A 22411-nucleotide genomic window follows, 5' to 3' on the forward strand; every position below is an offset into this window, starting at 1 on the left:
ACGAGAATCAAGTCAGCACGAGGTCAGCGATGACGTCCAGCCCGCCGGAGGCCACCCCCGACCCGAGGGCCTGCCTGCTGCGGCTGGCCCCTTACCTGCTGGGCCGGACCCGCCGCGGGGTGGTCGGCAGCAGCCGCTATGCCCAGAAGCTGCGGGACGCCATCCGCGCCGCCTCCGCCGACACCAGCGGCCGGGCGGTGCTGATCAGCGGCGAGCCCGGCCTGGAGAAGGACAACCTCGCCTCCCTGATCCACTTCGGCTCCTCGGCCCGCAAGCAGCTGCTGGTGCGGATCAACTGCGCCCAGCTCCGCCCCGACGGCGCCGAGCTGTTCGGGGCCCCCACCGGCGGCGTGGCCCTGATCGACTGCCTCGGTACCGGCGGGCTGCTGCTCGACCAGATTGACCGGGCCGACCCCGCCCTGCGGCCCGCCCTGCTGGAACTGGCCCGCAGCGGCCGCTGGCGCTCGCCGGACACCGCCCATACCGAGCACGTCTTCGCCGGCCGGGTGTTCCTCACCGCCGAGACGAGCGAACCCGATTTCGACACGATCTGCTGCCACATCCGGGTGCCGCCGCTGCGGGTGCGACGTCAGGACCTGGGCGAATGGCTGCGTTACGGGGTGCGCCAGAAGGCCCTCAGCCTCGGCTGGAGCCGGCCGCCGGCCGTGGGGGAGGGGCTGGTGAAGCGCCTCCAGACCTACGACTTCCCCGGCAATGTGCGGGAGCTGCTGGAGCTGATCGAGCGGGCCCTGCGCCAGTGCAGCGGTGCCAACCCGGAGGAGCTGCCGGAGGACGTGTTCTGGACCCTGCGGCGGCCCCAGCGGGCCCGCTTCGATCTCTGGCGCTGGAAGCCGCAGCTGCGGGACGTGATGCGCTCGCCCCTGCTCTGGAACGCCCTTCTCTACGGGGTGGTGAGCTGGGTGTTCGTGCTGGTGAACCTCTGGCTCTGGTGGGGGCCCCAGGACCGCGCCCACAACGGCGACCTCAACCTCTTCTGGGCCTGGTGGTGGCCCCTGATCCTGCTGGGCTACCCCCTGGTGGGCCGCCTGTGGTGCTCCTTCTGCCCGTTCATGGTCTGGGGGGAGATCGTCCAGCGGCTGGCGACGCGGCTGGGCTGGCAGCCGGCCCGCTGGCCCCGGGGCGACACGGACCGATGGGCGGCGCCCCTGCTGGCGGCCGGCTTCGCGGCGATCCTGCTGTGGGAGGAGCTGGGTGATCTTCGCAACAGCGCCCGGCAGAGCAGCGCCCTGCTCCTGCTGATCACCGCCGGGGCCGTGGTCGGCTCGCTGCGCTTCGAGAATCGCTTCTGGTGCCGTCACCTCTGCCCCGTGGGGGGCATGAACGGCCTGTTCGCCAAGCTGGCGATCAGCGAGCTGCGGGCGGAGGCGGGCACCTGCAGCGGCAGCTGCAGCAGCTACGCCTGCTTCAAGGGGGGGCCGGCGGAAGGGGAGGGCCTGGCCACCGCCGGCTGCCCCCTGGGCACCCATCCGGCCCACCTGAGCGACAACCGCAACTGCGTGCTCTGCCTCACCTGCGCCCAGGCCTGCCCGCACCGATCGGTGCAGCTGCGTCTGCGGCCCCCCGCCGCAGACCTGCAGCGCGACATGGCACCCCCGGCCGGGGAGGCGGGCCTGATCCTGGTGCTGGCCGGCGGCGTCTGCCTGCGGCACGCCGAGCGGCTGCTGGGCTGGCTGCCCCTGGCTCCGGACGCCCTCGAGCAGGGACCCCTGCTGGCGCGCCTGGCCTTCGCCGCCCTGGCGCTGGCCCTACCGGCGGGGCTGTGGCTGCTGCTGCGGCCCCTGGTGGCGGGGCTGCGACCCGCCAGCCCCAGCTGGCTGCTGCTCTACGCCCTGCTGCCCCTGCTCTGGGCCCTGCTGCTGGCCCAGCACCTGCCCATGGGGATGGCGGAGGGGGGGCTGCTGCTGCCGGTGAGCGCCGAGACCCTCTGGCCGGCCCTGGCCGCCCGGCTGCCGAGCTGGAGCGCCGATGCCCACGTGATCGCCTTCTGCCAGAGCCTGACGGTGCTGGTGGGGGTGGGTGGATCCCTGCTGATGCTGCGGCGCCTGCTACCGCTGGCCGTCTGGAGCGGCCCGTCCCTGGCCCTGGGCGGGCTGGTGGTGGCCCTGGGCACGGGGGGCCGCTGGCTGGTGGCCGGCGGCTAACGCCCGCAGACCCGCTGCAGGTCGCTGTCGCTGTAAAGCGCCACGGGCGCATCAGCCGGGCTCTCCTGCAGCCGTTGCTTCTTGGTGAGGTAGAGGGCAGCGCCGAGGCTGTTGCCCAGCAGCACCCGAGCGCTGCCATGGCTGCCGCGCCAGGCGTTGCAGGTGGAGAGGGTGTCGAAGGCCAGGGCGGCGGGAGGAAGGGCGGCCGCCAGCAGGGCGGCCCCGCCCAGGGCCAGCACCACGGCCAGGCCCATCTGGCTGCGGCGCACGGCCGCTCCCGGCGCCGGACCCAGCCAGCAGCCATCGGCGATGGCGGACACGTGGCGCACCTGGTGGGGCCGCCCCAGATAGACCCAGGCGTGGCGGCCGTCGGCCAAGGGCAGGGGCCGGCGGTCGTAGAGGCGGGGGTAGCCCTCCAGCCGGTCCAGCCGGGCCAGACCGGCGGCATCCACCCCGTACACCTCACCGCGCACAACCCCCTCGCCGGGCACGGCCATCGGAAAGGGGCCCAGGTCGTGGAGCACCACATCCGGCAGCACCGCCTCCCCGAGGAAGGGCGCATCCAGCAGCCAGTGGTGGTTGCCGTGGCCGCGCTTGAGCGTGCCGTAGACGAAGACCAGCTCGGGACTGCTGTGCACGGCTCGGGCCAGGGCTGGGGTGCCTGTGGCCATAATGCGACGGACATGCACCCGTTTCCATGACGATCGCCCTGCTGGTGGCGCTGCTGGGTTCCCTGGTGCTGATGGGCTGGATCGTGAAGCGCCTGGAAAAGGCGTCCTGAACTCAGGCCTCCAGGCGGCGCACCTGGCCCGCCACCCGGATCGAGCCCCCCGGCTCTGCCGGGATTCCGGCGCCCAGCAGGGAGCGGCAGCCCATGTCCTCCCCCTGCAGCACCTGGATGCTGCCGCCGTGGGGCCAGCCCAGGCTCTGCAGATAACCGGCCAGGGCCGCGGTGGCCGAGCCCGTGGCCGGATCCTCATAGACGCCGCAGCCGGCGGCCGCATTGCGGCTGTGGAACATCCGGGGGCCTTCGGCCCACACCAGCAGGAGCGTCAGCAGCCCCGCCTCCGCCATCAGCCGGGCCCCGTCCTCCATGGCGTAGCGCATGGCGGCCAGGTCCTCGCGGCGACGCAGGGCCAGCAGCAGGTGGTCGGCACCGCCGTGGACGATGGCGGCGGGCAGGGCCGGATCCAGGTCGCCGGGTGCGAAGCCGAGCAGTTTGAGGGCGGCCGCAAGGAGATCGGGCGCCACGGGGCGCTGGTGGGTGGGGGGTGACTGCAGGGCGGCGCTCCAGCGCTCCCCCTGGCGCCGGCCCTCCACCGTGATCGCGGCCTGGTTCAGGATGAGCGGAAACACCCCATCGCCGCAGCGCTCGGCCAAGGCGGCCCCGAGGGCGACGGTGGCGTGGCCGCAGAAGGGCACCTCAACGGTCGGGGAGAAGTAGCGCACCCGCCAGCCGTCCCCCTGCGGGGCGGCGAAGACCGTTTCCGAGTAGCCCACCTCGGCCGCGATCCGCTGCATCTCGCTGTCCGCGGGCAGCCACTCAGCGATCACCACGCCAGCCGGGTTGCCGCCCCGGTCCCCGTCACTGAAGGCCGCCAGGCGCTGCAGGGTCATGGCTGGGTCAGGGCCGCATCGGTCTCAGAGCAGTCTGCTGGCCAGGCCGAAGTAGAGGGCGATGGAGGTGATGTCGGCCACCGCCAGGGCCAGCGGGCCGGAGGCGATCTTGGGATCGATCCGCAGGGCATGGAAGAGGGCCGGGATGGTCAGGCCGTAGAAGCAGGCGGCCGCCACGCTGAGCACGATCGCGATCGCCACGATCAGGGCCGCCGGCCCCGCCCCGAGCCACAGCACCAGCACCAGGGCCACCAGGGCCGCGCAGCAGACCCCCAGCAGCAGGGCCGTGGCCAGCTCCCGCCGCAGGCTGGCCCGGTACCAGCGCCAGGTGGGTGGCGAGAGCTGCAGCGCCTGGATCGACACCGTCATGCTCTGGATGCTGACGCTCTCCCCGAGGGCCAGCACCAGGGTGAGGAAGAAGGCCAGGGCGATGCTGCTGGCCAGGGTCTGCCGGAACACGCTCACCAGCACGGCGCAGGCCAGACCGCTGGCGATGGTGGCCAGCAGCCAGGGGAAGCGGAACCGGAAGGCCCGCAGCGGCGAAGCGCCCCGCACCTGGGAGACGCGGAAGCCGAGGGCCTCGAACAGGGCCGCCGCCTGGGCCGGCTGGTCGGGCAGGAAGTCCTCCTCGCTGAACATCGTCACGTCCACCACCCCCACGACCCGCTGGCGGTCGTCCACCACCGGCAGGGCCAGGAAGCGGTGATCGGCGAAGGCCTCGTGGGCCTCCAGGATCGTGGCGTGCTCCGGGATGGTCACCGGATGGCGCACCATCAGGGCCGTCACGGGGGTGTCCTCGGCGGCGGACAGCAGGCGCCGCAGGGGCAGCACGCCGATCAGGCGCTGCTCGGCATCCAGCACGTAGAAGTAGACGATCCGCTCGGCGATCTCTCGCCCCCGCAGGCTGGCGAGCGCCTCCGCCACGGTCTGCCGGCCGTCCAGGCAGGCCACCGCCCTGCGGGCGATGCTGGTGATCGGCTGGTGCAGGGTGTCGAGCACGATCCGACCTCAGTCGTCCTCGCGGGCCCGCACGTAGACGATCCTGCGGTTGCCGCTCGGGGCCTCCCGCTCCTCCATCACGAACAGGGAGGGGCAGCCACGCACCAGGTCGGAGAGCTTGCGGAAGCCGTAGAGGCGGGTGTCGAAATCGGGCTGGATCTTCTGCAGGTAGCTGCCGAAGGTGCCCAGCTGGGTCCAGCCCGATTCGTCCACCGAGCGATCCAGGGCCTCCATAAGGAAATCGGCCGGGATGACCGGATGGGCGCCGGCTGGCGGGGCGTCCTCCTGGGGCCGGCGGGCCTCGCCGACCTCGGCGCCGGCGTCCCCCTGGCGGGAGGCGGTGCGCAGCACCTCGGTGAACAGGAACTTGTGGCAGGCGTTGCGGAAGGCCGCCGGAGTCTTCTCCTCGCCGAAGCCATACACCAGCAGGCCCTCCTCCCGCAGGCGCACCGCCAGGCCGGTGAAATCGCTGTCGCTGGTGACCAGGCAGAAGCCGTCGAAACGCCGGGTGTAGAGCAGATCCATCGCATCGATGATCATCGTGCTGTCGGTGGCGTTCTTGCCCACGGTGTAGGCGAACTGCTGCATCGGCTTGATCGAGAACTTGTTCAGCAGCGCCTTCCAGGAAGCGCTCTGGCTGGAGGTGAAATCGCCGTAGATGCGCCGCACGATCGCCTCACCGAAGCGGGCCACCTCCTCCAGCACCGCCTCGATCACCGCCGCCCGGGCGTTGTCGGCGTCAATCAGCACCGCCAGGCGCCGGCCCGTGTCTTCCGTCAGGCCGCCGGGCGGCGGCTGGGCTCCCGCTGGGGATCGCATCACCCATCCCCCTTCGATCCTTTGACCCTACCCGTCCCGCCACCGGGTGTCCCGGGATGCCGCCGCCGCCGCTCCGGCGACGGGAGAATTCCAGCCATGGTCGTGCCCCTGATCGCCAGCTCCCCGCCAGCTCCCCCGCCGCCCCCCCTGCTGCCCTGCCCGGCCGAGGCGGGCTGGGAGCTGGTGGCGGGGGCCCGCCTGCCGCGGCGCGGGGCGGACGGAGCGCCCCTGGGCGGCTACTCCGCCGCCAGCTACCGGAGGGAGAGCGATGTCCTGCTGCTGCTCAGCGATGCCCCCCGGGGCCGCGTGGACGCCTGGAGCGGCGTGAAGCAGCTGGGCCGGGTGCCGCTGCGGCCCCTGTTCCAGCTGGAGCTGAAGGGATCGCCCCAGGCCCCGCTGCCGGCGGAGATCGACGCCGAAGGGCTGGTGGTGCTCGGCGAACAGCTCTGGATGGCCAGCGAGGGGCGCCGCAGCGCCGCCCGGCCGGCCCAGCTGCTGGCGTTCGAGCGGAGCAGCGGCCAGCTGCGGCGCGCCTACCCCCTGCCCGCCGACTGGCAGCCGGCCCCGGGGCGCGGCCTCGAAGCCAACCAGGGTCCCGAGTCCCTGGCCCTGTGGCGCCGCCCCGGGCGGACCCACGTGCTGCTGATGGCCGCGGAATCCCCTCTGCAGCAGGACCCCCCCGCCCAGGTGCGGCTGCTGGGCTGGTCGCTGGAACCCACCGGGCCGCAGGCCCGCCCCCTGGCCCGGCTGGCCATCCCCGCCGGCAAGGGCTGGGGAGTCACCGATCTGCTGGTGGTCGACGCCTCCGGCCCCTCACCGGGCCTGCTGGCCCTGCTGCGGCGCTTCCAGGCCCCCGCCCGCTGGCAGGTGCTCCTGGCCCACTACCCGCTGCCTGGGGAAGGGGCCGATCCCGAGGCGGCGCTGGAGCCGATCCAGCAGTGGGATCTGATCGCGGCCGGTCTCCCGCCCGACAACTGGGAGGCCCTGACCCCGGGGCCTGTCCGGGCCGATGGCCGCCCCACCCTGCTGCTGGCCTCGGACGACAACTTCAGCGCCCTGCAGGACAACCACCTGGCCCTGCTGGCCCCGCGCCGCAGCCAACCCTGCCCACCGCAGCGATGAACCGACGCGACCTGCTCACCCTGCTCGGGATCGGCGCCTGCTCCTTCGCCGGCGTCGTCCTGCCCCCGGCAGCCCCCGGGAGGGCGGCCGGCCCGAAGGCCGGGGCCGCCCCTACGCCGGCTTCCCCCTTCCCGACGGTGCCCACCCCCCTGCCGGTGCCCAGCGACGGGCTCGACGCGGCGGAGCAGCGCCGCCGTTACGCCCGCATCGAAGTGGAGGACCGGCTGGTGCTGCCGGACGGCTTCCGGGCCGATCTGCTGGCGGTGTGGGGGGATCCGCTGGCCGACGGCCGCTTCGGCTATAACAACGACCACCTCTCCTTCCTGTCGCTGGCCCCGGACCGGGCCCTGCTGACGGTGAACTTCGAGTACATCAGCGCCCGGGCCTGGCGGCAGGGCTACGCCGAGGCGGTGGGCGGCGAGGTGCCGTTCGACGCCGTGATCGAAGCCCTGGCGCCCCGGGGCGGCCGGGTGGATGCCGCCAGCCTGGCGGCGGACGACCCGCTGCTGGCGACCATCCGCCAGCTGGCGGAAGCCGCCATGGCCGACCTGGGGGTGGGCGTGATCGAACTGGAGCGGCAGCCGGACGGCCCCTGGCGGCGCCGGCCCGGCCGCTTCGATCGCCGCATCACCGGCCTCAGCGGCTGGCGCGACCCCGCCCGGCGCCTGCGCAGCTCGGGGCCGGCGGCGGCCGTGTTCCGGCGCCGCCAGCGGCTCGGCTATGACGACGGGCTGGGGGACGCGATCATCGGCAGCTTCGCCAACTGCGCCGGCGGCGAAACCCCCTGGGGCACGGTGCTCAGCGCCGAGGAGAACATGCAGAGCCAGGTGCCCGAGGCCGTCCACGCCGACGGCTCCTCCGTCTCCCCCGCCGCCCGCCCCTTCGCCTATGACGGCCAGCGCCTCGACGGCCTCGGCAACCCTTTCGGCCTGGCGGGCAACAAGTACGGCTGGATGGTGGAACTCGACCCGCGCCTGCCCGAACGCCCCGCCGTGAAGCACAGCTGGCTGGGCCGTTTCCGCCACGAGGCGGTGGCCGTGAAGGCCCTCGCCGGCCAGCCCCTGATCGTGTATTCCGGCTGCGACCGCCACGGCGGCCACCTGTACCGCTTCGTCAGCGATGCGCTGATCCGCGATCCGGCCAACCCGGCCAACTCGGAGCTGTTCAGCGCCGGCCGGCTCGAGGTGGCCCGCTTCGATCCGCCCAGCGCCAAGGGCGGCGGGGGCCGGGGGCGCTGGCTGCCCCTGGAGCCCAGCACCCCGGTGGCGCCGCTGGGCCCAGGCCATTTCGCCCGCTTCAGGGTGGAGCAGGCGGTGCTGCTGCCCCACAGCGACCGCCGCAGGCCCGGGGCCGAAGCCTTCGCCAGCGACGCGGCCGTGGCGGCCTACCGGCGCCGGTTCGCCACCCTGGCCGACCTCTACCCCGGTGAGGGGGAGGAGCGGATGGGGGCGATCCTGATCGATGCCCACCTGGCCGCCTGTGCCATCGGCGCCACCCCCGCGGCCCGGCCCGAGGACACGGTGATCGATCCGCTCAGCGGCGACCTGCTGATCGCCTTCACCGCCGGCGGCGGCAGCGACGACGGCCGGGCCGACCCGGCCATCTTCCACGGGCCCAAAGGTCAGGCCACCTGGCCCTACGGCTGGATCATGGGCCTGGCCGACGACGGTGCGGCCCGGGGCGGATCCTTCCGCTGGCGGATGGTGTCCACCGGCGGGGCCCCGTGGCAGGGGGGGATGGGCTTCGCCAATCCCGACAACCTCGCCATCGACCGGCAGGGGACCATCTGGATGGTGACCGACCGCTCAACCAGATCAGCCGATCTCGATCTGTTCGGCAACAACAGCTGCTGGGTGCTGCCCAGCCGTGGCCCCCATGCCGGGGAGGCCTTCTGCTTCGCCACCGGACCGATGGAGTGCGAGCTCACCGGGCCCTGCTTCGACGACGGCGAATCCACCCTGTTCCTGGCGGTGCAGCACCCGGGCGAGGACAACGGCACCCGCCCTTCTCCGGAGGCCCGTGAGGCCCAGGCCCACCGGCTGGTGGACCGCTCCGGTCGCCCCTTCGAGCAGCTGCGCTGGGTGCCCCTGGGCTCCAACTGGCCCTCCGGCGTCCCCGGCCGGGCCCCCCGCCCCGGGGTGGTGGCGATCCGCCGGCTCGCCGGCGGGCCGCTGCTGGCGGATCAGGCGGTGCCGGCGTCGAGGGAGCGCTCGATCTGATCGATCGCCTCATCGAGCGGCTCGATCGCCGTCGCCATGGCGGCGTCGCTGGCCTCGGTGCTGGGCCACTGGTGATCGATCTGGCGGCGCAGCTGCTGCAGGCCGCCGTCGATGGCCTCCAGCCGGGTGCCCAGGGCCAGCAGCCGGGCCTCCCGTTCATCCATCCCCTGGCGCGCCGCATGCAGGTTGCGGCGCAGCTGGTCGATCAGCCGCCGGCGCTCGTGGCGCAGGGGCCCCTCCGCCTCCCGCTGCAGGGCCTTCTCCTCCCGCGCTAGGCGGCGCGCCAGGTCCTCCGGATCGAGGCGCTGCCCGCCGCCGGATTCCAGCAGCGGCCGCCGTTCCCGCAGCCGCTCCGGCAGCTGCTGCAGCCGCTCACAGCAGAGCTGGACGCTGCCGAGGGCCTCCAGATGCCCTGGATCCGTGAAGCGGGCCACGGCCTCCTCCCGCAACGCCAGCGCCGTCACCGCCAGGCCACCGGCCCGCTCCAGGGCCTCCTCCAGTCCCGCATCGAGGCGCTGGTCATGGAGCCGCTGGCTGCGGCTGCGCCGTCCGGCCGCCCCCAGACGGGAGAGCAGGGCCGCGCAGGCAACGCTCAGCCCGACCGCCGCCGCAAGGGCCACAGGAAGGCCCACCCCGCCGGCGCGCACCAGCAGCACCAGGCCCAGGCCGCCGGCCGCGACCGCCAGGGGATGGTCGAGGGGGTTGGACCAGCCGGACGCCACCGCCATCAGAACGCCATCTGCAGATCTTCCATGCGGCGCCGGATGCTGTCCGCCGTGCCGGTGGTGAAGTCGCCGCCATTGCTTTCGGCGATGCGGCGCAGCACGTCGGCGTCGAAATCCCCCTGGTTGCCGTAGCCCATCGTGAACACACCGATGCGCTCGTCGCTGGCGAAGCCGCTGCGCTTCAGCTCACCGCCCAGCCCCTCGAGGGAAAGCCGCGAGCCGTTGTCCTGGCCATCGGTGAGCACCACCACCGCCAGGATCTCGCCGGGGCGCCGGGTGGAGCGCAGCCAGTCGCGACCCTGGCGGATGGCGTCGTAGAGGACGGTGCCGCCCTCCGCGTCCAGGGAGGCGATGAAGCGCCCCGCCGGCTCACCACCCGTACTGCCACCGGTCACCACCACCGGCGGCCGCAGCCGGTTGTCGAAGTCGAACAGGCCCACGGTGTCCCGCGGACCGATCTGGGCCAGGTACGCCTGCAGGGAGCGTTGGGCCGCCGGCAGCTTCTCCCCCTTCATCGACCCGGAGCTGTCCACCACAAGGGCCACCCGGGAGGGCTTCTTGGCCTGGTTGCGCCAGAGGGTGATGATCGCCTCCACCACCACCGGTTTCGGGGCCCGCAGCGAGTCGTACACAGCCCGGGGGTCGGCGCCGTAGGCCGCCGTGACGCGGCTGGGGGGCACCGCCGGGTTGGCCGGCCGCAGACCCTGGTCGGCCGCCAGGCGCTGCACGTCCTCGCGCTGGAGGCGCTCGATGAGCAGCAGGGCCGCCTGCTTCTCCTGCGGCGACACCCAGGGGGCCTCCGGGAGGATCGCTCGCATCGTGCTGGCGTAGGTGGCCCTCGGGTACACCGCCTGGAGGGGCTCCTGGTCGCCCTGGCGGGAGGCGTTCACCGCCACCACCGACGACTCGTAGACCGACCCCACCGAGGCCCAGAAGGGACCGTTGCGCTGCATGGCCCGGGCGAGTTCGTCGGTGGAGCTGCCGTAGCGGGTCACGTGGCGCTGGATCGCCGCCACCTGGTCGCCGTGGGCCTGCACATCGGCGAGGGTGAGGGCTTCGGGCCGCTTGCCGGCCACCTCGGCCACCATCGCCACCAGGGTCTGGAGGCCCGAGTTGGAGCGGGTCGGGGCGGTGTGGACGAAGCGGATCGGCTGGGAGGGACCGGCCGGATCCAGCTGGCGGTGGTCGCTGCTGCGGGCCAGGGCGATGAAGGGATCGGGACGGTCGAGACCCTTCGCCAGGGCCGGCGTGGTCATGAACACCATCGGGCTGGAGGCCAGGGCCGGCGCATCGGCCGGCGCCGGGATCAGCTCCCGGGTGGGGGCCAGGCGCTGCAGGCGGTGCCGCAGCAGGTCGAGATAGATCTCGCCATCCACCGACAGCAAGGTGGGGATGCGCGGGTCATCGGCCGCCTGGCCGCCCTGGAGCACGCCCCGGGCGTGGCTTTCCATTTCGCTGACCACATCGCCGCTGCCGGCGGCACGGCAGCGCAGCAGCACCGGGGTGCGGTCGGCCAGCCGGGGCGGGGCCTGGGCGATGGCCTTGGCCGCCTCCTGGCAGAAGCCCTTGAGGGCGCTGCCCACCAGCATCTCCAGCTCCAGCGGCGGCGGGGCCAGGAGCTGGCAGCCGCTGATCGGCAGGGCGAGGAGCGGCAGGGCAAGGAGCGCTGTGCTGAGGCCGGCCGACCGCTGGGCCCGTGCCATGGAGCGGCGCTGAACGACGGTCCCATTCTGCTGGCAACCGTCGTGGATCCGGGCGGCGGCGAGCAGACTGCAGCGAACCCGGACCGCTCCCCTTGGCAGCGACCCTGACCCGCCGGCGCCTGCTTTCTCTGCTGATCGCCGGGGCGTCCCTGGCCCTGGCGACGGCCCCCCTTCCTGGCCTGCGGCGCCCCCTGATGGTGGCGGTGGGTTCGGAGCTGGCCGGCGCCATGACCGAACTCGAACCTCTGTTCGAACGTCGCCAGGGGGGCATCGACCTGGCCTGGAGGGTGCAGGGCTCCCAGGACATGGTCAACCGCGCCCGGGAGGAGGGCCCGGAGCGGCCGCGGGTGCTGATTCCCGCCAACCGGGATCTGCTCAGCCAGCTGGCCGCCGAGCTGCGGGCCGAAGGCGGAGCGCCGGCGTTCCTGCAGGCCCCCGCGCCCGTGGCCCGCACCCTGCTGGTGGCCGTGGCCTGGCCGGAGCGGGTCCAGAAGCTGTTCCCGGATGGGCGCTTCTCCTGGCCACTGCTGCGGCGGGCCGCGGCGGCGGGGCAGTGGGGGGGCCTGGGCGCCCCCCAGAGCTGGGGCAGTTTCGATCTGCGCAGCGCCGATCCGATGCGCTCCAACTCCGGCCAGCTGACCCTGGCGCTCTGGTGCCAGGACCAGAACGGCCCCGACTGTGCCGCCGCCCTGCGCCGGGCCGTCTACCGACCGGCCCGTTCCACCGACATCCTGCTGCAGGAGTTCATCAGCGGCGGCCCCAACGAAGGTGACCTGGCGCTGGTCTACGAGGCCTCCGCCCTGGCACGCCAGGGGGAGGCCGGCCGCCTGCGGCCGGGGGGCTACCTGCTGCTGTTCCCCGACCCGACCATCGAGACGGTGCTGGCAGCCGCCGTGCTCCGGGGGGAGGCGGCCGGGCGGGCCGAGGACGGGGAGCGCTTCGTGGCTTTTCTGCTTTCGCCGGAGGGCCAGGGGGTGCTCACCCGCCTGGGGTTCCGCGGTGCCGATGGCGGCGGCGGCAGCCCGGCGGCCCGGGGCGTGAAGCGCCTGCCGCCGCCCTCACCGGAGCAGCGGGAGGAGCTGCTGCGCCTCTGGCAACAGGCCGGCTGAACGATTCGGAGGGCACGCGACCAGCCCATCGATCACCTGAAGAGGTGCGCCACGCGACGGACGAAAAGCAACGCTATTCCTCTTGGACAGTGAGGCGGAGACGGGGCGATTCGATCCTGTTTCTTCATCCCTGTCCAGCCGGAATCGGCACGGTGTGCATGTCACCATGGCGCTGTGGGCTGGTATCCAGCACCCAAACCACCGGGCACCAGAACTCTCGCCAGAAGTCCGTGCTCAGTTGTGACGCCCTGTTCATCTCGGATCTGCATCTGGGCTCCAATCAATGCGAGGCCGGCCACCTGGCGGCCTTCCTGGAGTGCATCCGCCCGAGAACCCTGTTTCTGGTCGGCGACATCATCGATCTGCAGGCGATCCGCTTCAACGCCAATGTCGATGCGTCCTTTCTCACCGATCGGATCGACGCCCTCCTTGCCGGGGGCAGCGGAGATCCACCGGCCAGTGAGGCCCTGAAGAAGACAGGGCTGCTGCGGGCTTCCCATCGACGGGTGATCGAGCAGTTCGAGGCCCTGCAGCGTGCGGGGGTGGCGATCGTCTACATCCCCGGCAACCACGACGCCTACCTGCGCCGTCATGCCGGCCTGGAGCGGCCCGGTTTCGCCATCCGGCGCCAGGCCGTCTACCGCACCCCGGCGGGTCAGCGGCTGCTGGTCCGCCACGGCGACGAGTACGACCGGCTGATCCGCTTCCACGCCGACGCCGCCGAAGGGCTGGCCCGCCTGCAGGAGCACTACAGCGCCGGCATCAACGGCCTGCTCTCCCCCTTCACCCGGCCGGCCGGCGGAGCGCTGTCGGCCGGATGGAACGCCGAGGCGATCCTGCAGAGCGCCGTGGATCTGCTGGCCAGCCACCGGGAATGGCCCATCCCGGTGAGTCGGGGCCTCAACTCCTCCGGTGGTTTCTCCCTGGCCTTCGTGCTCGAGAGTGCCCTCAAGAGCCGCACCGGCCACGACCGGCTGATCAAGCGCGGGATCGTCCGGCACCTGCAGCGGGAGCGGCACGGTCCGGAGCCCCTCGACGGGCTGATCAACGGCCACACCCACATCCCCGAAGCCACGCCGCTGGCCCTGCCGGAACCCTCCGGTGACGACCGGGGCCCGTGCCACATCACCTACTACAACACCGGCAGCTGGGCCCGCAGCCAGCGCCGGCTGGGGCGCACGGCGCTCGTGGTGGCGCACAGCGGCCGTGTCGGCATGGTGCGCTTCGACCGGCGCCGGGGCATCGAGCCCTTCCAGCCCCCCCGCTTCCCCTTCAACACCTACCCGATGCGCCCCTGCCCCGGATGCGGCCTGGGGGTGGCGCACCTGGAGGCGGCTGGTTCGTGAGATCAACGGGATCACGGTCGATGCGCAGAATCGAGAACGTCGCTTGAATGGAAACCGAGGGTCTCGGAATCCTCCCTTCGGCAGCGAGCGAGAAACTCACGTGAGAGTCGCCATCCTGGCCAATCGCGCCAACAGTTTCTACCGGCCCCTGGCGGAAGGCCTTGAGCGCATGTTCAAGCAGATCGGTGTGGAGGCCATCCTCCTGTATGACGGCCTGGAGTCGCTGCCCCGCAAGCCGCTCGGAGGCGTGGGACATGGGGCGAACTGGAAGGGAAAGTTATTCCTCATTGCACAAGGAAGCGTCGCCTGGCTCAACTACAAGCGGCTTCTTCGCCGCCTCCGGACGGTTGACTTCGCCGTGATCGTGGGTCACATGCCCGGTGCTTACTATGACCTCCTCTTTGATGACCGTCAGCTACGCCATGATCTTCCCCGCTTGCCCATCATTCTCTATGATCTGATTTATCTGGGCAGCCGAGCCGACTGGGTGACGTGGATCCATGATTGCGTGGCGAGCAGGCGCGTCCCCAAAGGAAAGCACTGGGGGGCCAATCGCTATGACCACCATCTCTGCATCACCGAAGTTTCCGAGTATGCCGTTTTGCCAGGTGCCGAGAGCTATTCACGCATCGGCCTCAACCTGATCGATCCCTCCCTTGCCATTGAACCCAGGGAGCTCTGTGCTCTCATTGATTTCGAACGTCCCGATCACCTGCCCGAGCGGGCCATACAGATTCAGGCCTGCCTGGAAGCTGGCATCCCGTTCAAGGTGCTCCATGGCAGCTACTCAATGGCAGAGATCCGGAAGATCTATAGGAGCTGCAGCCTCTATTTCATTGCACACACTGAATCATTTGGACTACCGATCTGTGAGGTGCAGGCCTGTGGTGGCGTCATCCTGACGCCCTATGCCAACTGGTGTCACGCCCACTTCTTTGAGACACCGGAGCCTGGACAAGGCGGCCGATTACCGGAGAACTTCATCGTCTACAACAACGACCAGCAGCAGCTGGTCAGCGAGCTGGAAAGACTCAAGCGGGACTACAACGCCGAAGTGGCCCTCGCGAATTACAGGCGAGACCAGCCCCACTTCTCCCGGGGAAATCCGGAGGAGCTGGCCCGCGTCGTCGCCATGATCGAGGCCGGGACGATCAATTCGGCCTCCCATCATCGGCACCCGACGCTGCAGCAGCTCGCCGAAGCCGTTGCTGCCCAACCCTGGTCATGCGCGTTGCAGAGCCATGGCCAAGGCTGATGAGGGCCAGCCATGGGGCGGGCCGCCCTAGGGTTGACGCTTGACAGGGAACAGATGCACGCCCATCCGATGACCCTGAAGCAGGTGCCGGTGGGATCCCGGGTGACCATCACCTGCCTGCCCGCCCATCCGGAACTCCAACGTCGGCTGCGGGCCATGGGGGTGCGTCCCGGTGTGGAGGTGGAAGTCCTGCGCAGGGGCAGGCCAGGCGGAATTCTTCACCTGTCCAGTGGTCTGCTCGAGTTCATGCTGCGCGATGAACAGGCCGCCGACATGGAAGTGTCCCCCCTCCCGCCGCGCTGAGCGGTTCAGCGGAGGGCCTGGATGAAGGTGCCCCCCTGATAGACGATCAGGGCCATCAGCCAGGCCAGGAGCAGCGACCAGGAGAGGGACAGCAGGGCGAAGGTCCGGCTCCTGGATTCCTGGATCTGGGCCGCCACCGTTCCGAGGCAGGGGGTGTAGAGCAGCACGAACGTCATGAAGCTGAGCGACTGCAGTGGCGTGATGGCGCCGTGAATCTCTCCACCCAGACCCGCTTCGGTGGTGCCATAGATCACCGCCATTGCCCCCAGCAGGATCTCCTTGGCGATGAAGCCGAAGAACAGCGAGACGGTGAGCTCCGGGTTCATGCCGATCGGCCCCAGCAGCGGCTGGAACAGATGGCCGATCCCAGAGGCCAGGGACGGTCCCGATCCCCCGCCGGCCCCCGGAGGAAGGTGGGTGAGCAGCCAGATCGCCGCGGCTCCCACGAGGATGAACACCCGCGTGGTGACCATGAAATTCAGCATCGACGTCCAGCCACGGCGCAGGATCGTGCCGAGGCTGGGTGCCCGGTAGGGGGGCAGCTCCAGCACGAAGGCGCCATCACCCGGGAAGGCGCGCTTGAACACCAGGCCCGTGATCACGGCCGCCGCAAAACTCATCCCGTAGAAACCGAACAGCACCAGCCCAGGCGCCCACCAGGGCCTCGGGAAGAAGACGCCGGCCAGAAAGATGAACACCGTCAGCCTGGCCTGGCAGAGGGCAAAGGGAATGCACAGCATCGCCAGCAGGCGCAGGCTGCGGTCCCGGATCACCCGCGTCCCCATGATCGAGGGCACGTTGCAGCCGAACCCCATGACCTGCAGCACGAACGCCCGCCCGTCCAGCCCCAGCCAGCGCATGAAGCCGTCCATCAGAAAGGCGGCCCGCGGCAGATAGCCCGAGTCCTCGATGATGCCGATCAGCACGTAGAAGAGGAAGATCAGCGGCAGGAAGGTGGCCACCGTGCTCACCCCCAGCCAGAGGCCATCGAGCAGGAAGCTCTGCAGCCAGTCCGGTGAGCCCAACCCCTGCAGGCCCGGCACCAGCCAGGCCTGGCGAATCCAATCGAGCCCGAAGCCGAGCAGGTCCTGGAGCGGCGTGCTGACGGCGTAGAGCAGCTGGAACACCGCCAGCACGATCGCCAGGAACAGCACCACCCCCAGCACTGGATGGAGCAGCCACCGATCCGCCAGGCGGGTGCGCTGCAGCGGCAACCCCTCCGGCAGGGTCACGTGGCAGTCAACCAGCTCCTGCTGCCAGGCGTCCATGGCGGCGGGCTCCAGCGGCATGGGTCCGCCGACCGGGCCCGCCGGCCTCGGCCCCTCCCCCCAGCGGTGCAACTGGTCGATCAGGGCGGCGATTCCCTGGTTCCGCTTGGCGCTCACCGGCAGCACCGGCAGGCCGAGGGACTGGGACAGACCCAGGTGATCGATCGCCATGCCGTAGCGCTGGGCCTCGTCGCTCATGTTGAGCGCGGCCACCACCGGCAGTCCCAGCTGCCGCATCTGGAGGAGCAGGCGCAGCTGGCCGCTGATCTGGCTGGCGTTGAGCACCACGACCACCAGATCGGGCGGGGTGTTCTGCATGTAGCGCTGCACCACGGCCTCGTCTTCGCTGCTGCCGCTCAGGTCGTGGATGCCCGGCAGGTCGACAAGCTCGTAGGTCGTGCCGTTGTGGTCAGCGGCCATGGGGCCCCGCAGCAGTTCCACCGTCAGACCCGGCCAGTTGGCGATCTGCGCATGGCCGCCGGTGAGCCGGTTGAAGAGGGTCGACTTGCCCGTGTTCGGCATGCCCAGCAGGGCGAGCTGCAACCCCTGCCCATCGCCGCGGCGCCCTGCCTGCCCGGGGCCATGGCAGGAGCCAGCGCCGACCGGGCAACAGCTGATGGCGCCCGTGCGATCAGGGACGGGCATGGCCTGGGGGCGCCCGTCGATTCAGTCGGAGCGCATCAATACGGTAACGGGATGGCGCCATAGGCCGTCAGGCACCCCTGGTGCCGCTGAGGCCCCCTTTGACGTGGGTCAGGGCCGTGCCCTCGAGGAACTGCTGGTCGAGCAGCAGCAGGGCGGCGCTGTTGTCGCCGGCCAGCCGCAGGCGCTTGCGCACGAAGCGGGCTTCGGCCTCCTCCTGGAGCTGCTCGGCCACGAACCAGTCCAGCATGGCCGTGGCGCTGCGTTCCCCCATGCTCTCGGCCATGGCATAGAGCCGGTTGATCGAGGCGGTGACGCCCTTCTCCATGTCGTAGACCTGATCGAACAGCATCTGCACCGAGGGCCAGCTGCGTTCCGGAGCCTCGATCGTGGGCAGTTCCACCTGTTCGTCGCTGTCCACCAGATAGGCGATCATGCGGGCCGCATGGTCGCGCTCCTCCTGGCTCTTCTCGTGCATGTAGGCGGAGAAGCCAGCCAGGTCCTTTTCCCGCAGCCAGATCGACATGGCCAGATAGGTGTGCCCGGCCTGGAACTCAGCGGCCAGGTGTTGGTTGATGGCACTGGTGAGCTCTTTCACAGGCACGGCGGGAATCAGTCCCTATCCATAGCCCGAGGCGGAGGCCGGGGCAGGAGCATTCACACACTCACACGTGACATTGGCTACGGGCACCATCGACAAACGGAACATCTGGCCGCTGTTGTTGATGCTGTCCAGCCGGAATCTGCGGCGCTGCGATCAGCCCATCGGTCCCTGCACCTCCAGCAACCGCCGCCCCAGCAGGGTGCCGAACTCCTGGTGCAGGCCGAGCCGGCCGGGAAGGCGGGTCACCCCATCGGCGGTCTGGGCCAGAAGTTCCATCTCCCGGGTGGACCGGGGCGGGGCCGCCGTCGCCAGCACCACCTGAAACGGACACTGCAGAGAACGGGCCTGCTCCAGCCACCAGCCGCTCTCGCCTGCGGCATCGAGCCCGCCGCTGACGAAGGCGGCACTGGCGAAGCGGGAGCCGCGGCGCCGGGCCAGCCGCTGCTGCTGCCGCAGGCGATCCGGCGTCAGCAGGCCCGGATCCAGCCACACGTGCCGCCGCAGCATCAGCCGGAGCATGGCCCGGCTGGTGTTCAGCCGGTAGAGCGCCGGGCCGATCAGCGGCAGGGCCACCAGCCGCCGCAGCCAGCCGAAACGCCCCGGCGACCAGCCCGTCATCGTGGGCAGGGGCCCCCGCCAGGTGGGCGCCACCGCGACGAAGCGGCTCCAGCGGCCGGACCACGCGCTCGCCAGGGCCAGGGCCAGGGGGGCGCTGTGCCCGGCGGCCACCACGGTGAGGGGGCCAAGCTGGCGGGCCTCCAGGTCGGTGAGGACCGCTTCAAGGCTGGAGCGCAGCAGGGCGGCGTCGTAGGCGAGCGCCGGACGGTCACTGTCACCGAAGCCCGGCCAGTCGAAACTCACCAGCTGGACCCGGTCGTGCACGGCCGTGACCAGCGGCTGCCACTCGCTGCGGCTCGACACGGTGCTCAGGGCCGGCAGCAGCAGCCAGATGGGAGCACCCTGCGGCCCGCTGCGCTCGGTCACGATCTGCAGCCGCCGGCCGTTCAGATCGAGGCTCAGTGTTTCCACCACGCCGCCGAACGCCGGTGTCATGCGAACCCCCTGCGGCGCACCCGGGCCGGGTCAGGGGCCGTGCGGAAGTCGAGGTGGTCGGTGCCCGGGTCGTAGAGGGTGTACTGAAGCCCGCGGCCCACGCCGATCACCTGGCGACTGGGCACACTCTGGCGCAGCTGCCGTTCCCCCTCGAGATCCCGCACCCGTGCGGTGATCCCCCCGCCGCAGGGGGCGACGCTGAACTGTTCGCCGCTGCGGGCCGTGAACAGGCGGTTCACGTCCATGCGGGTGAGGCGATCGAGCAGGCACAGGGGATCCGTGGCGCTGCCGAGGCTGTCCCCCACGTCGGCGGAGCTGCCATGCAGCAGGGCGCAGTCGAGTTCGACGAAGCCGAAGCGCAGGGCGGCCAGCCAGTCCATGAGGCCGGGATCCACGGCCCGAAGCAGGGCCTGCACGGCGTCCTCTCCAGATTCCCGTCGCAGGGCCTCGGCCCGACGCTCGCCGCGGTAGCCCCGTTCCGCCAGCAGCTGCTCTTCCCACCAGCCGTAGATGCAGTGCGCTCGCAGCTCCCCCCGGCGCGGATGCTGCAGGCGCTCCAGCAGGGGCCGGCAATCCCGCTCCGGGCCGATCAGATCCCCCAGCAGGAAGAGGGTGTCCACCCGGTGGCGCCGCAGGTCGGCCAGCACCGCCTCATAGACGTCCAGGTCGCCGCCCAGGCCGCTCAACAGTGCCCACCGTGCCATCAACGCTCACACACGTGGCTGGCATCGTCGGCCCGCTCGGCGAACTCGAACCCGTGGCGCAGGCGCCAGGCAAACGGCGGCGGCAGGCCCGCCGTCAGGATCGCCCGGCAGGTGCGTTCCACGTCGTAGGGGACCTGGCGGATCTCCACCGTGTCGCAGTCCTCGTCGTGGATGACGTAGGTGGCCTCGGTGCCCCCGTGCCGCGGCTCTCCCACCGAGCCGGCGTTGACAATGCGGCGAACGGGGAGATCCACCCGGCGCTCCGCTTCAGGTCCGGGCTCGCCATCGGGCCGGCGCAGCCGCAGCTCGATCGAGCCCTCACGGAACTCGCGCACGTAGGGACGGTGGGTGTGGCCGCAGAAGAGCGTGTCGGCCCCGGCAGAGACGACCCGCTCCAGGGCAGCGAAGGCCTCCATATCCGGCAGCAGGTACTCGTGCTGGCTGTTGGGACTGCCATGCACGAACACCAGCCGGTCACGGCGCAGGGACATGGGCAGGCAGGCCAGAAAGTCCCGGTTCTCCGGGCTCAGCTGGGCGGCGGTCCAGAGGTGGGCCAGCTGCCCCCGCCGCTCCGCCAGCTGGGAGGGATAGCTGCAGTCACAGGCATTGAGCCCCTCGATGATGTCCTCGTCCCAGCAGCCCTGGCAGGTGGGGATGCCGCGGGAGCGCACCAATTCGACCACTTCATTGGGCTGGGGGCCGTAACCCACCAGATCCCCCAGGCAGGTGATCGTGGCGATGCCGAGCCGGTCGATGTCGTCCAGCACGGCCTCGACGGCGGCCAGGTTGGCGTGCAGGCAGGAGAGAACGGCGTGGGCCATGGGGAACAGGGAGGGCAGGATCGGATGGCAGGCGTCAGCCGGTGGCGGGAAGCGGCTCGCCCCGGGGGCGGCGGGGGGCCTGCTGCAGCTCCAGAACGGCATCACTGAGCAGGCAGTCGGCGATCGTGCTCTGGAGGCCGACCGTGTCCAGGCCCTTGCCCTGCACCACCAGCCTTGAGAGGCGCATGGGCCGTCCATGGGGCGGCGCGACGCTCCGCAGCGGCAGAAACTGGGTGCCGCTGCAGCTCACCATCCAGTTGAAGAGGAAGCCCCGGCCATCGGGCAGGTTCACCAGGGCCTTGGCGCGGTAGACATCGCCGTAGGCCCCATTGACCAGCTCGAACCAGAAGCTGTTCACGCTGGCGGGATCCCAGACCTCCGTCACCAGATCCAGGCTCCAGGAGTCCAGGGCCCCGAACACCAGGGTGTCCTGACGCGGCAGCTCGCTGTCACGACCGAAATGGAGGTGGCGATCCGGCCGCAGGCCCAGGGCGAGCGTCTCGGGAATCTCGGGCCCGAAGAGGGGCAGCTCGATCAGGGCCAGCAGGCCCTCCGCCTCCGGTGCGGGGTCCTGGGATCCGTCAGCCAGCTCACGCAGGTCAGGGATCTGGTCGTGGAGAAAGGCCTGATCGAGGCCCCCATCCAGGGCCAGGGGGCGCCCCTCGGGATCGACGCCTTCCAGACGCCGATAGACGCGGGGGCCCCGGTGCTCCTGCAGGCGGCTCAGGATCCAGCTGGTCTTGCCGCAGCCCGGCGGTCCGGAGACCAGAACCACCCCTCTCATGGCGCCACCACGCAGGCTTCCAGCTGGGCCCGCAGGCTGCTGGTATCCAGGTCCCTGCCGATCGCCACCACCCTCGTGTGGCGCGGGGCGCCGTCGGGCCAGTCGGAATCATCGATGGTGAAGCGCTTGCCGCAGAGGTGGAACAGGTGGCGGCGCTCGCTCTCCCGGAACCAGAGCACCCCCTTGGCCCGGAAGACGGAGGCGGGAAGCTGGTTGTCGAGGAAGTGCTGGAACCGGCGCAGATCGAACGGGGCCTCCACCGCCAGGGACACCGATCGGAAGCCCTCCAGCTCGGGGGTATGGGCGTGGTGGTGGGCGTGCACGTGATGGTGATTGTCGTGCCCAGGGGCCTCCTCGCGAGCCTCCTCCTCAGCCTGCAGGCTCACCAGCCGATCGGTTTCGAACAGGCCCACGCTCAGCAGCATGGCCAGCGGCACGCCGGAGTGGTCGGCGCGCAGCAGGCGGGCATCGGCCTTGATCTCCCGCAGGCTGGCCTCCACGGCGGCCAGTCGCTCCTCATCCACCAGATCGCATTTGTTGAGCACCAGGATGTCGCCGTAGACCACCTGGGCCCGGGCGATCGGGCTGGCGCAGGCGGTGGCCTCGAAGTGTTCGGCATCGATCAGGGTGATGATCGAATCAAGGCGCAGGCGGTCGCGGAAGTCCCCGGCCAGGAAGGTCATGGCCACGGGCAGGGGATCGGCCAGACCGGTGGTCTCCACGACGATGTAGTCGACCGGGTCAGGGCGGTCCAGCACCCGGTGCACCGCCGCCTTGAGCTCGCCGTTGATCGAGCAGCAGATGCAGCCGTTGCTGAGCTCGACCATGGCTTCACTGGTGGCCACCACCAGCTCGTTGTCGATACCGATCTCGCCGAACTCATTCACCAGCACGGCGGTGCGCGTCCCCTGCTGGCCGGAAAGGATGCGGTTGAGCAGCGTGGTCTTGCCGGCGCCGAGGAAACCGGTGAGCACGGTGACGGGGATCTGGACCATGGGGGTCGGGACGGACAGCCGCTCAGCCGGAGATAGGACTGATAACGGTTCTCATTCTGGACCTTGGCCGTCCCCGGCGCCGCTCCAGGCCAGCCGCCATGGGGAGATTCAATCCTTGAACACCCGTTAACCTCTCCATAACACAAACGGTCAGAGCGGGT

Annotated in this window: 20 protein-coding genes; 7 read left to right on the plus strand and 13 right to left on the minus strand. The window is 71.1% G+C overall.

Annotated features, from left to right (window positions below):
- Positions 1-29: 29 nt before the first annotated feature.
- Positions 30-2162 (plus strand): 4Fe-4S binding protein, encoded by a 2133-nt coding sequence (locus H6G99_RS02445; protein ID WP_190609620.1) that lies wholly within the window; start codon positions 30-32, stop codon positions 2160-2162.
- Here H6G99_RS02445 and H6G99_RS02450 read toward each other — a convergent pair.
- The 4 genes from H6G99_RS02450 to H6G99_RS02465 all read right to left on the minus strand — a co-directional run bounded on the left by H6G99_RS02450 (position 2159) and on the right by H6G99_RS02465 (position 5597).
- Entirely contained in the window at positions 2159-2800 is a 642-nt protein-coding gene (locus H6G99_RS02450; RefSeq protein WP_353617147.1) for a gamma-glutamylcyclotransferase family protein, read from the minus strand. The two genes, H6G99_RS02445 and H6G99_RS02450, sit on opposite strands and share 4 nt — an antisense overlap.
- 145 nt (positions 2801-2945) lie before the next feature.
- Entirely contained in the window at positions 2946-3779 is an 834-nt protein-coding gene (locus H6G99_RS02455) for a PhzF family phenazine biosynthesis protein (protein ID WP_190609623.1), read from the minus strand.
- A gap of 24 nt (positions 3780-3803) precedes the next feature.
- Positions 3804-4778 (minus strand): magnesium transporter, encoded by a 975-nt coding sequence (locus H6G99_RS02460; protein WP_199296903.1) that lies wholly within the window; start codon positions 4776-4778, stop codon positions 3804-3806.
- Positions 4779-4787: 9 nt separating this feature from the next.
- The gene (locus H6G99_RS02465; protein ID WP_190609624.1) at positions 4788-5597 is read right to left on the minus strand and encodes an NYN domain-containing protein; all 810 of its coding nucleotides are present in this window, start codon (positions 5595-5597) and stop codon (positions 4788-4790) included.
- A 96-nt stretch (positions 5598-5693) separates the two neighbouring features.
- On the opposite strand from H6G99_RS02465, the gene H6G99_RS02470 reads away from it, so the two are divergent.
- Entirely contained in the window at positions 5694-6719 is a 1026-nt protein-coding gene (locus H6G99_RS02470) for an esterase-like activity of phytase family protein (protein ID WP_190609626.1), read from the plus strand.
- Complete coding sequence (locus H6G99_RS02475; RefSeq protein WP_190609627.1) at positions 6716-8938, plus strand: PhoX family protein; 2223 nt, start codon at positions 6716-6718, stop codon at positions 8936-8938. Before H6G99_RS02470 ends, H6G99_RS02475 begins: the two co-directional genes overlap by 4 nt.
- Here the strand turns inward: H6G99_RS02475 and H6G99_RS02480 are convergent.
- Both H6G99_RS02480 and H6G99_RS02485 read right to left on the minus strand, forming a co-directional pair.
- Complete coding sequence (locus H6G99_RS02480) at positions 8902-9666, minus strand: coiled-coil domain-containing protein (RefSeq protein ID WP_190609628.1); 765 nt, start codon at positions 9664-9666, stop codon at positions 8902-8904. The two genes, H6G99_RS02475 and H6G99_RS02480, sit on opposite strands and share 37 nt — an antisense overlap.
- The gene (locus H6G99_RS02485; protein ID WP_190609630.1) at positions 9666-11366 is read right to left on the minus strand and encodes a VWA domain-containing protein; all 1701 of its coding nucleotides are present in this window, start codon (positions 11364-11366) and stop codon (positions 9666-9668) included. The genes H6G99_RS02480 and H6G99_RS02485 overlap by 1 nt, the downstream gene beginning before the upstream one ends.
- Positions 11367-11458: 92 nt before the next feature.
- Here H6G99_RS02485 and H6G99_RS02490 point away from each other — a divergent pair, with 92 nt between their 5' ends.
- The 4 genes from H6G99_RS02490 to H6G99_RS02505 all read left to right on the plus strand — a co-directional run bounded on the left by H6G99_RS02490 (position 11459) and on the right by H6G99_RS02505 (position 15379).
- Positions 11459-12475, plus strand: a complete 1017-nt coding sequence (locus tag H6G99_RS02490) for a substrate-binding domain-containing protein (RefSeq protein WP_190609631.1) — start codon at positions 11459-11461, stop codon at positions 12473-12475.
- 230 nt (positions 12476-12705) lie between these two features.
- On the plus strand, positions 12706-13821 hold the full coding sequence (locus tag H6G99_RS02495; protein ID WP_158219580.1) for a UDP-2,3-diacylglucosamine diphosphatase: 1116 nt from the start codon (positions 12706-12708) through the stop codon (positions 13819-13821).
- A 100-nt stretch (positions 13822-13921) separates the two neighbouring features.
- The gene (locus tag H6G99_RS02500) at positions 13922-15076 is read left to right on the plus strand and encodes a glycosyltransferase family protein (RefSeq protein ID WP_190609632.1); all 1155 of its coding nucleotides are present in this window, start codon (positions 13922-13924) and stop codon (positions 15074-15076) included.
- A 69-nt stretch (positions 15077-15145) separates the two neighbouring features.
- Positions 15146-15379, plus strand: a complete 234-nt coding sequence (locus H6G99_RS02505; protein WP_094587198.1) for a FeoA family protein — start codon at positions 15146-15148, stop codon at positions 15377-15379.
- Positions 15380-15384: 5 nt separating this feature from the next.
- Here H6G99_RS02505 and feoB read toward each other — a convergent pair whose 3' ends face one another.
- The 7 genes from feoB to H6G99_RS02540 all read right to left on the minus strand — a co-directional run bounded on the left by feoB (position 15385) and on the right by H6G99_RS02540 (position 22250).
- Positions 15385-17292, minus strand: coding sequence for a ferrous iron transport protein B (feoB, locus tag H6G99_RS02510; protein WP_190609634.1), 1908 nt, complete (start codon positions 17290-17292; stop codon positions 15385-15387).
- Between the two features lie 67 nt (positions 17293-17359).
- Positions 17360-17887, minus strand: a complete 528-nt coding sequence (locus H6G99_RS02515; protein ID WP_094587170.1) for a ferritin — start codon at positions 17885-17887, stop codon at positions 17360-17362.
- A gap of 159 nt (positions 17888-18046) precedes the next feature.
- The gene (locus H6G99_RS02520; protein ID WP_190609636.1) at positions 18047-18946 is read right to left on the minus strand and encodes an alpha/beta fold hydrolase; all 900 of its coding nucleotides are present in this window, start codon (positions 18944-18946) and stop codon (positions 18047-18049) included.
- Positions 18943-19650 (minus strand): phosphoesterase, encoded by a 708-nt coding sequence (locus tag H6G99_RS02525; protein WP_190609637.1) that lies wholly within the window; start codon positions 19648-19650, stop codon positions 18943-18945. The genes H6G99_RS02520 and H6G99_RS02525 overlap by 4 nt, the downstream gene beginning before the upstream one ends.
- Complete coding sequence (locus H6G99_RS02530) at positions 19650-20471, minus strand: metallophosphoesterase family protein (RefSeq protein ID WP_190609877.1); 822 nt, start codon at positions 20469-20471, stop codon at positions 19650-19652. The genes H6G99_RS02525 and H6G99_RS02530 overlap by 1 nt, the downstream gene beginning before the upstream one ends.
- Before the next feature lie 34 nt (positions 20472-20505).
- Positions 20506-21255, minus strand: coding sequence for a CobW family GTP-binding protein (locus tag H6G99_RS02535; protein ID WP_190609639.1), 750 nt, complete (start codon positions 21253-21255; stop codon positions 20506-20508).
- Complete coding sequence (locus H6G99_RS02540) at positions 21252-22250, minus strand: CobW family GTP-binding protein (protein WP_094587178.1); 999 nt, start codon at positions 22248-22250, stop codon at positions 21252-21254. Before H6G99_RS02540 ends, H6G99_RS02535 begins: the two co-directional genes overlap by 4 nt.
- Positions 22251-22411: the final 161 nt, after the last annotated feature.

Source organism: Synechococcus sp. FACHB-909, from assembly GCF_014698945.1.
Classification (GTDB): Bacteria; Cyanobacteriota; Cyanobacteriia; order PCC-6307; family Cyanobiaceae; genus Cyanobium.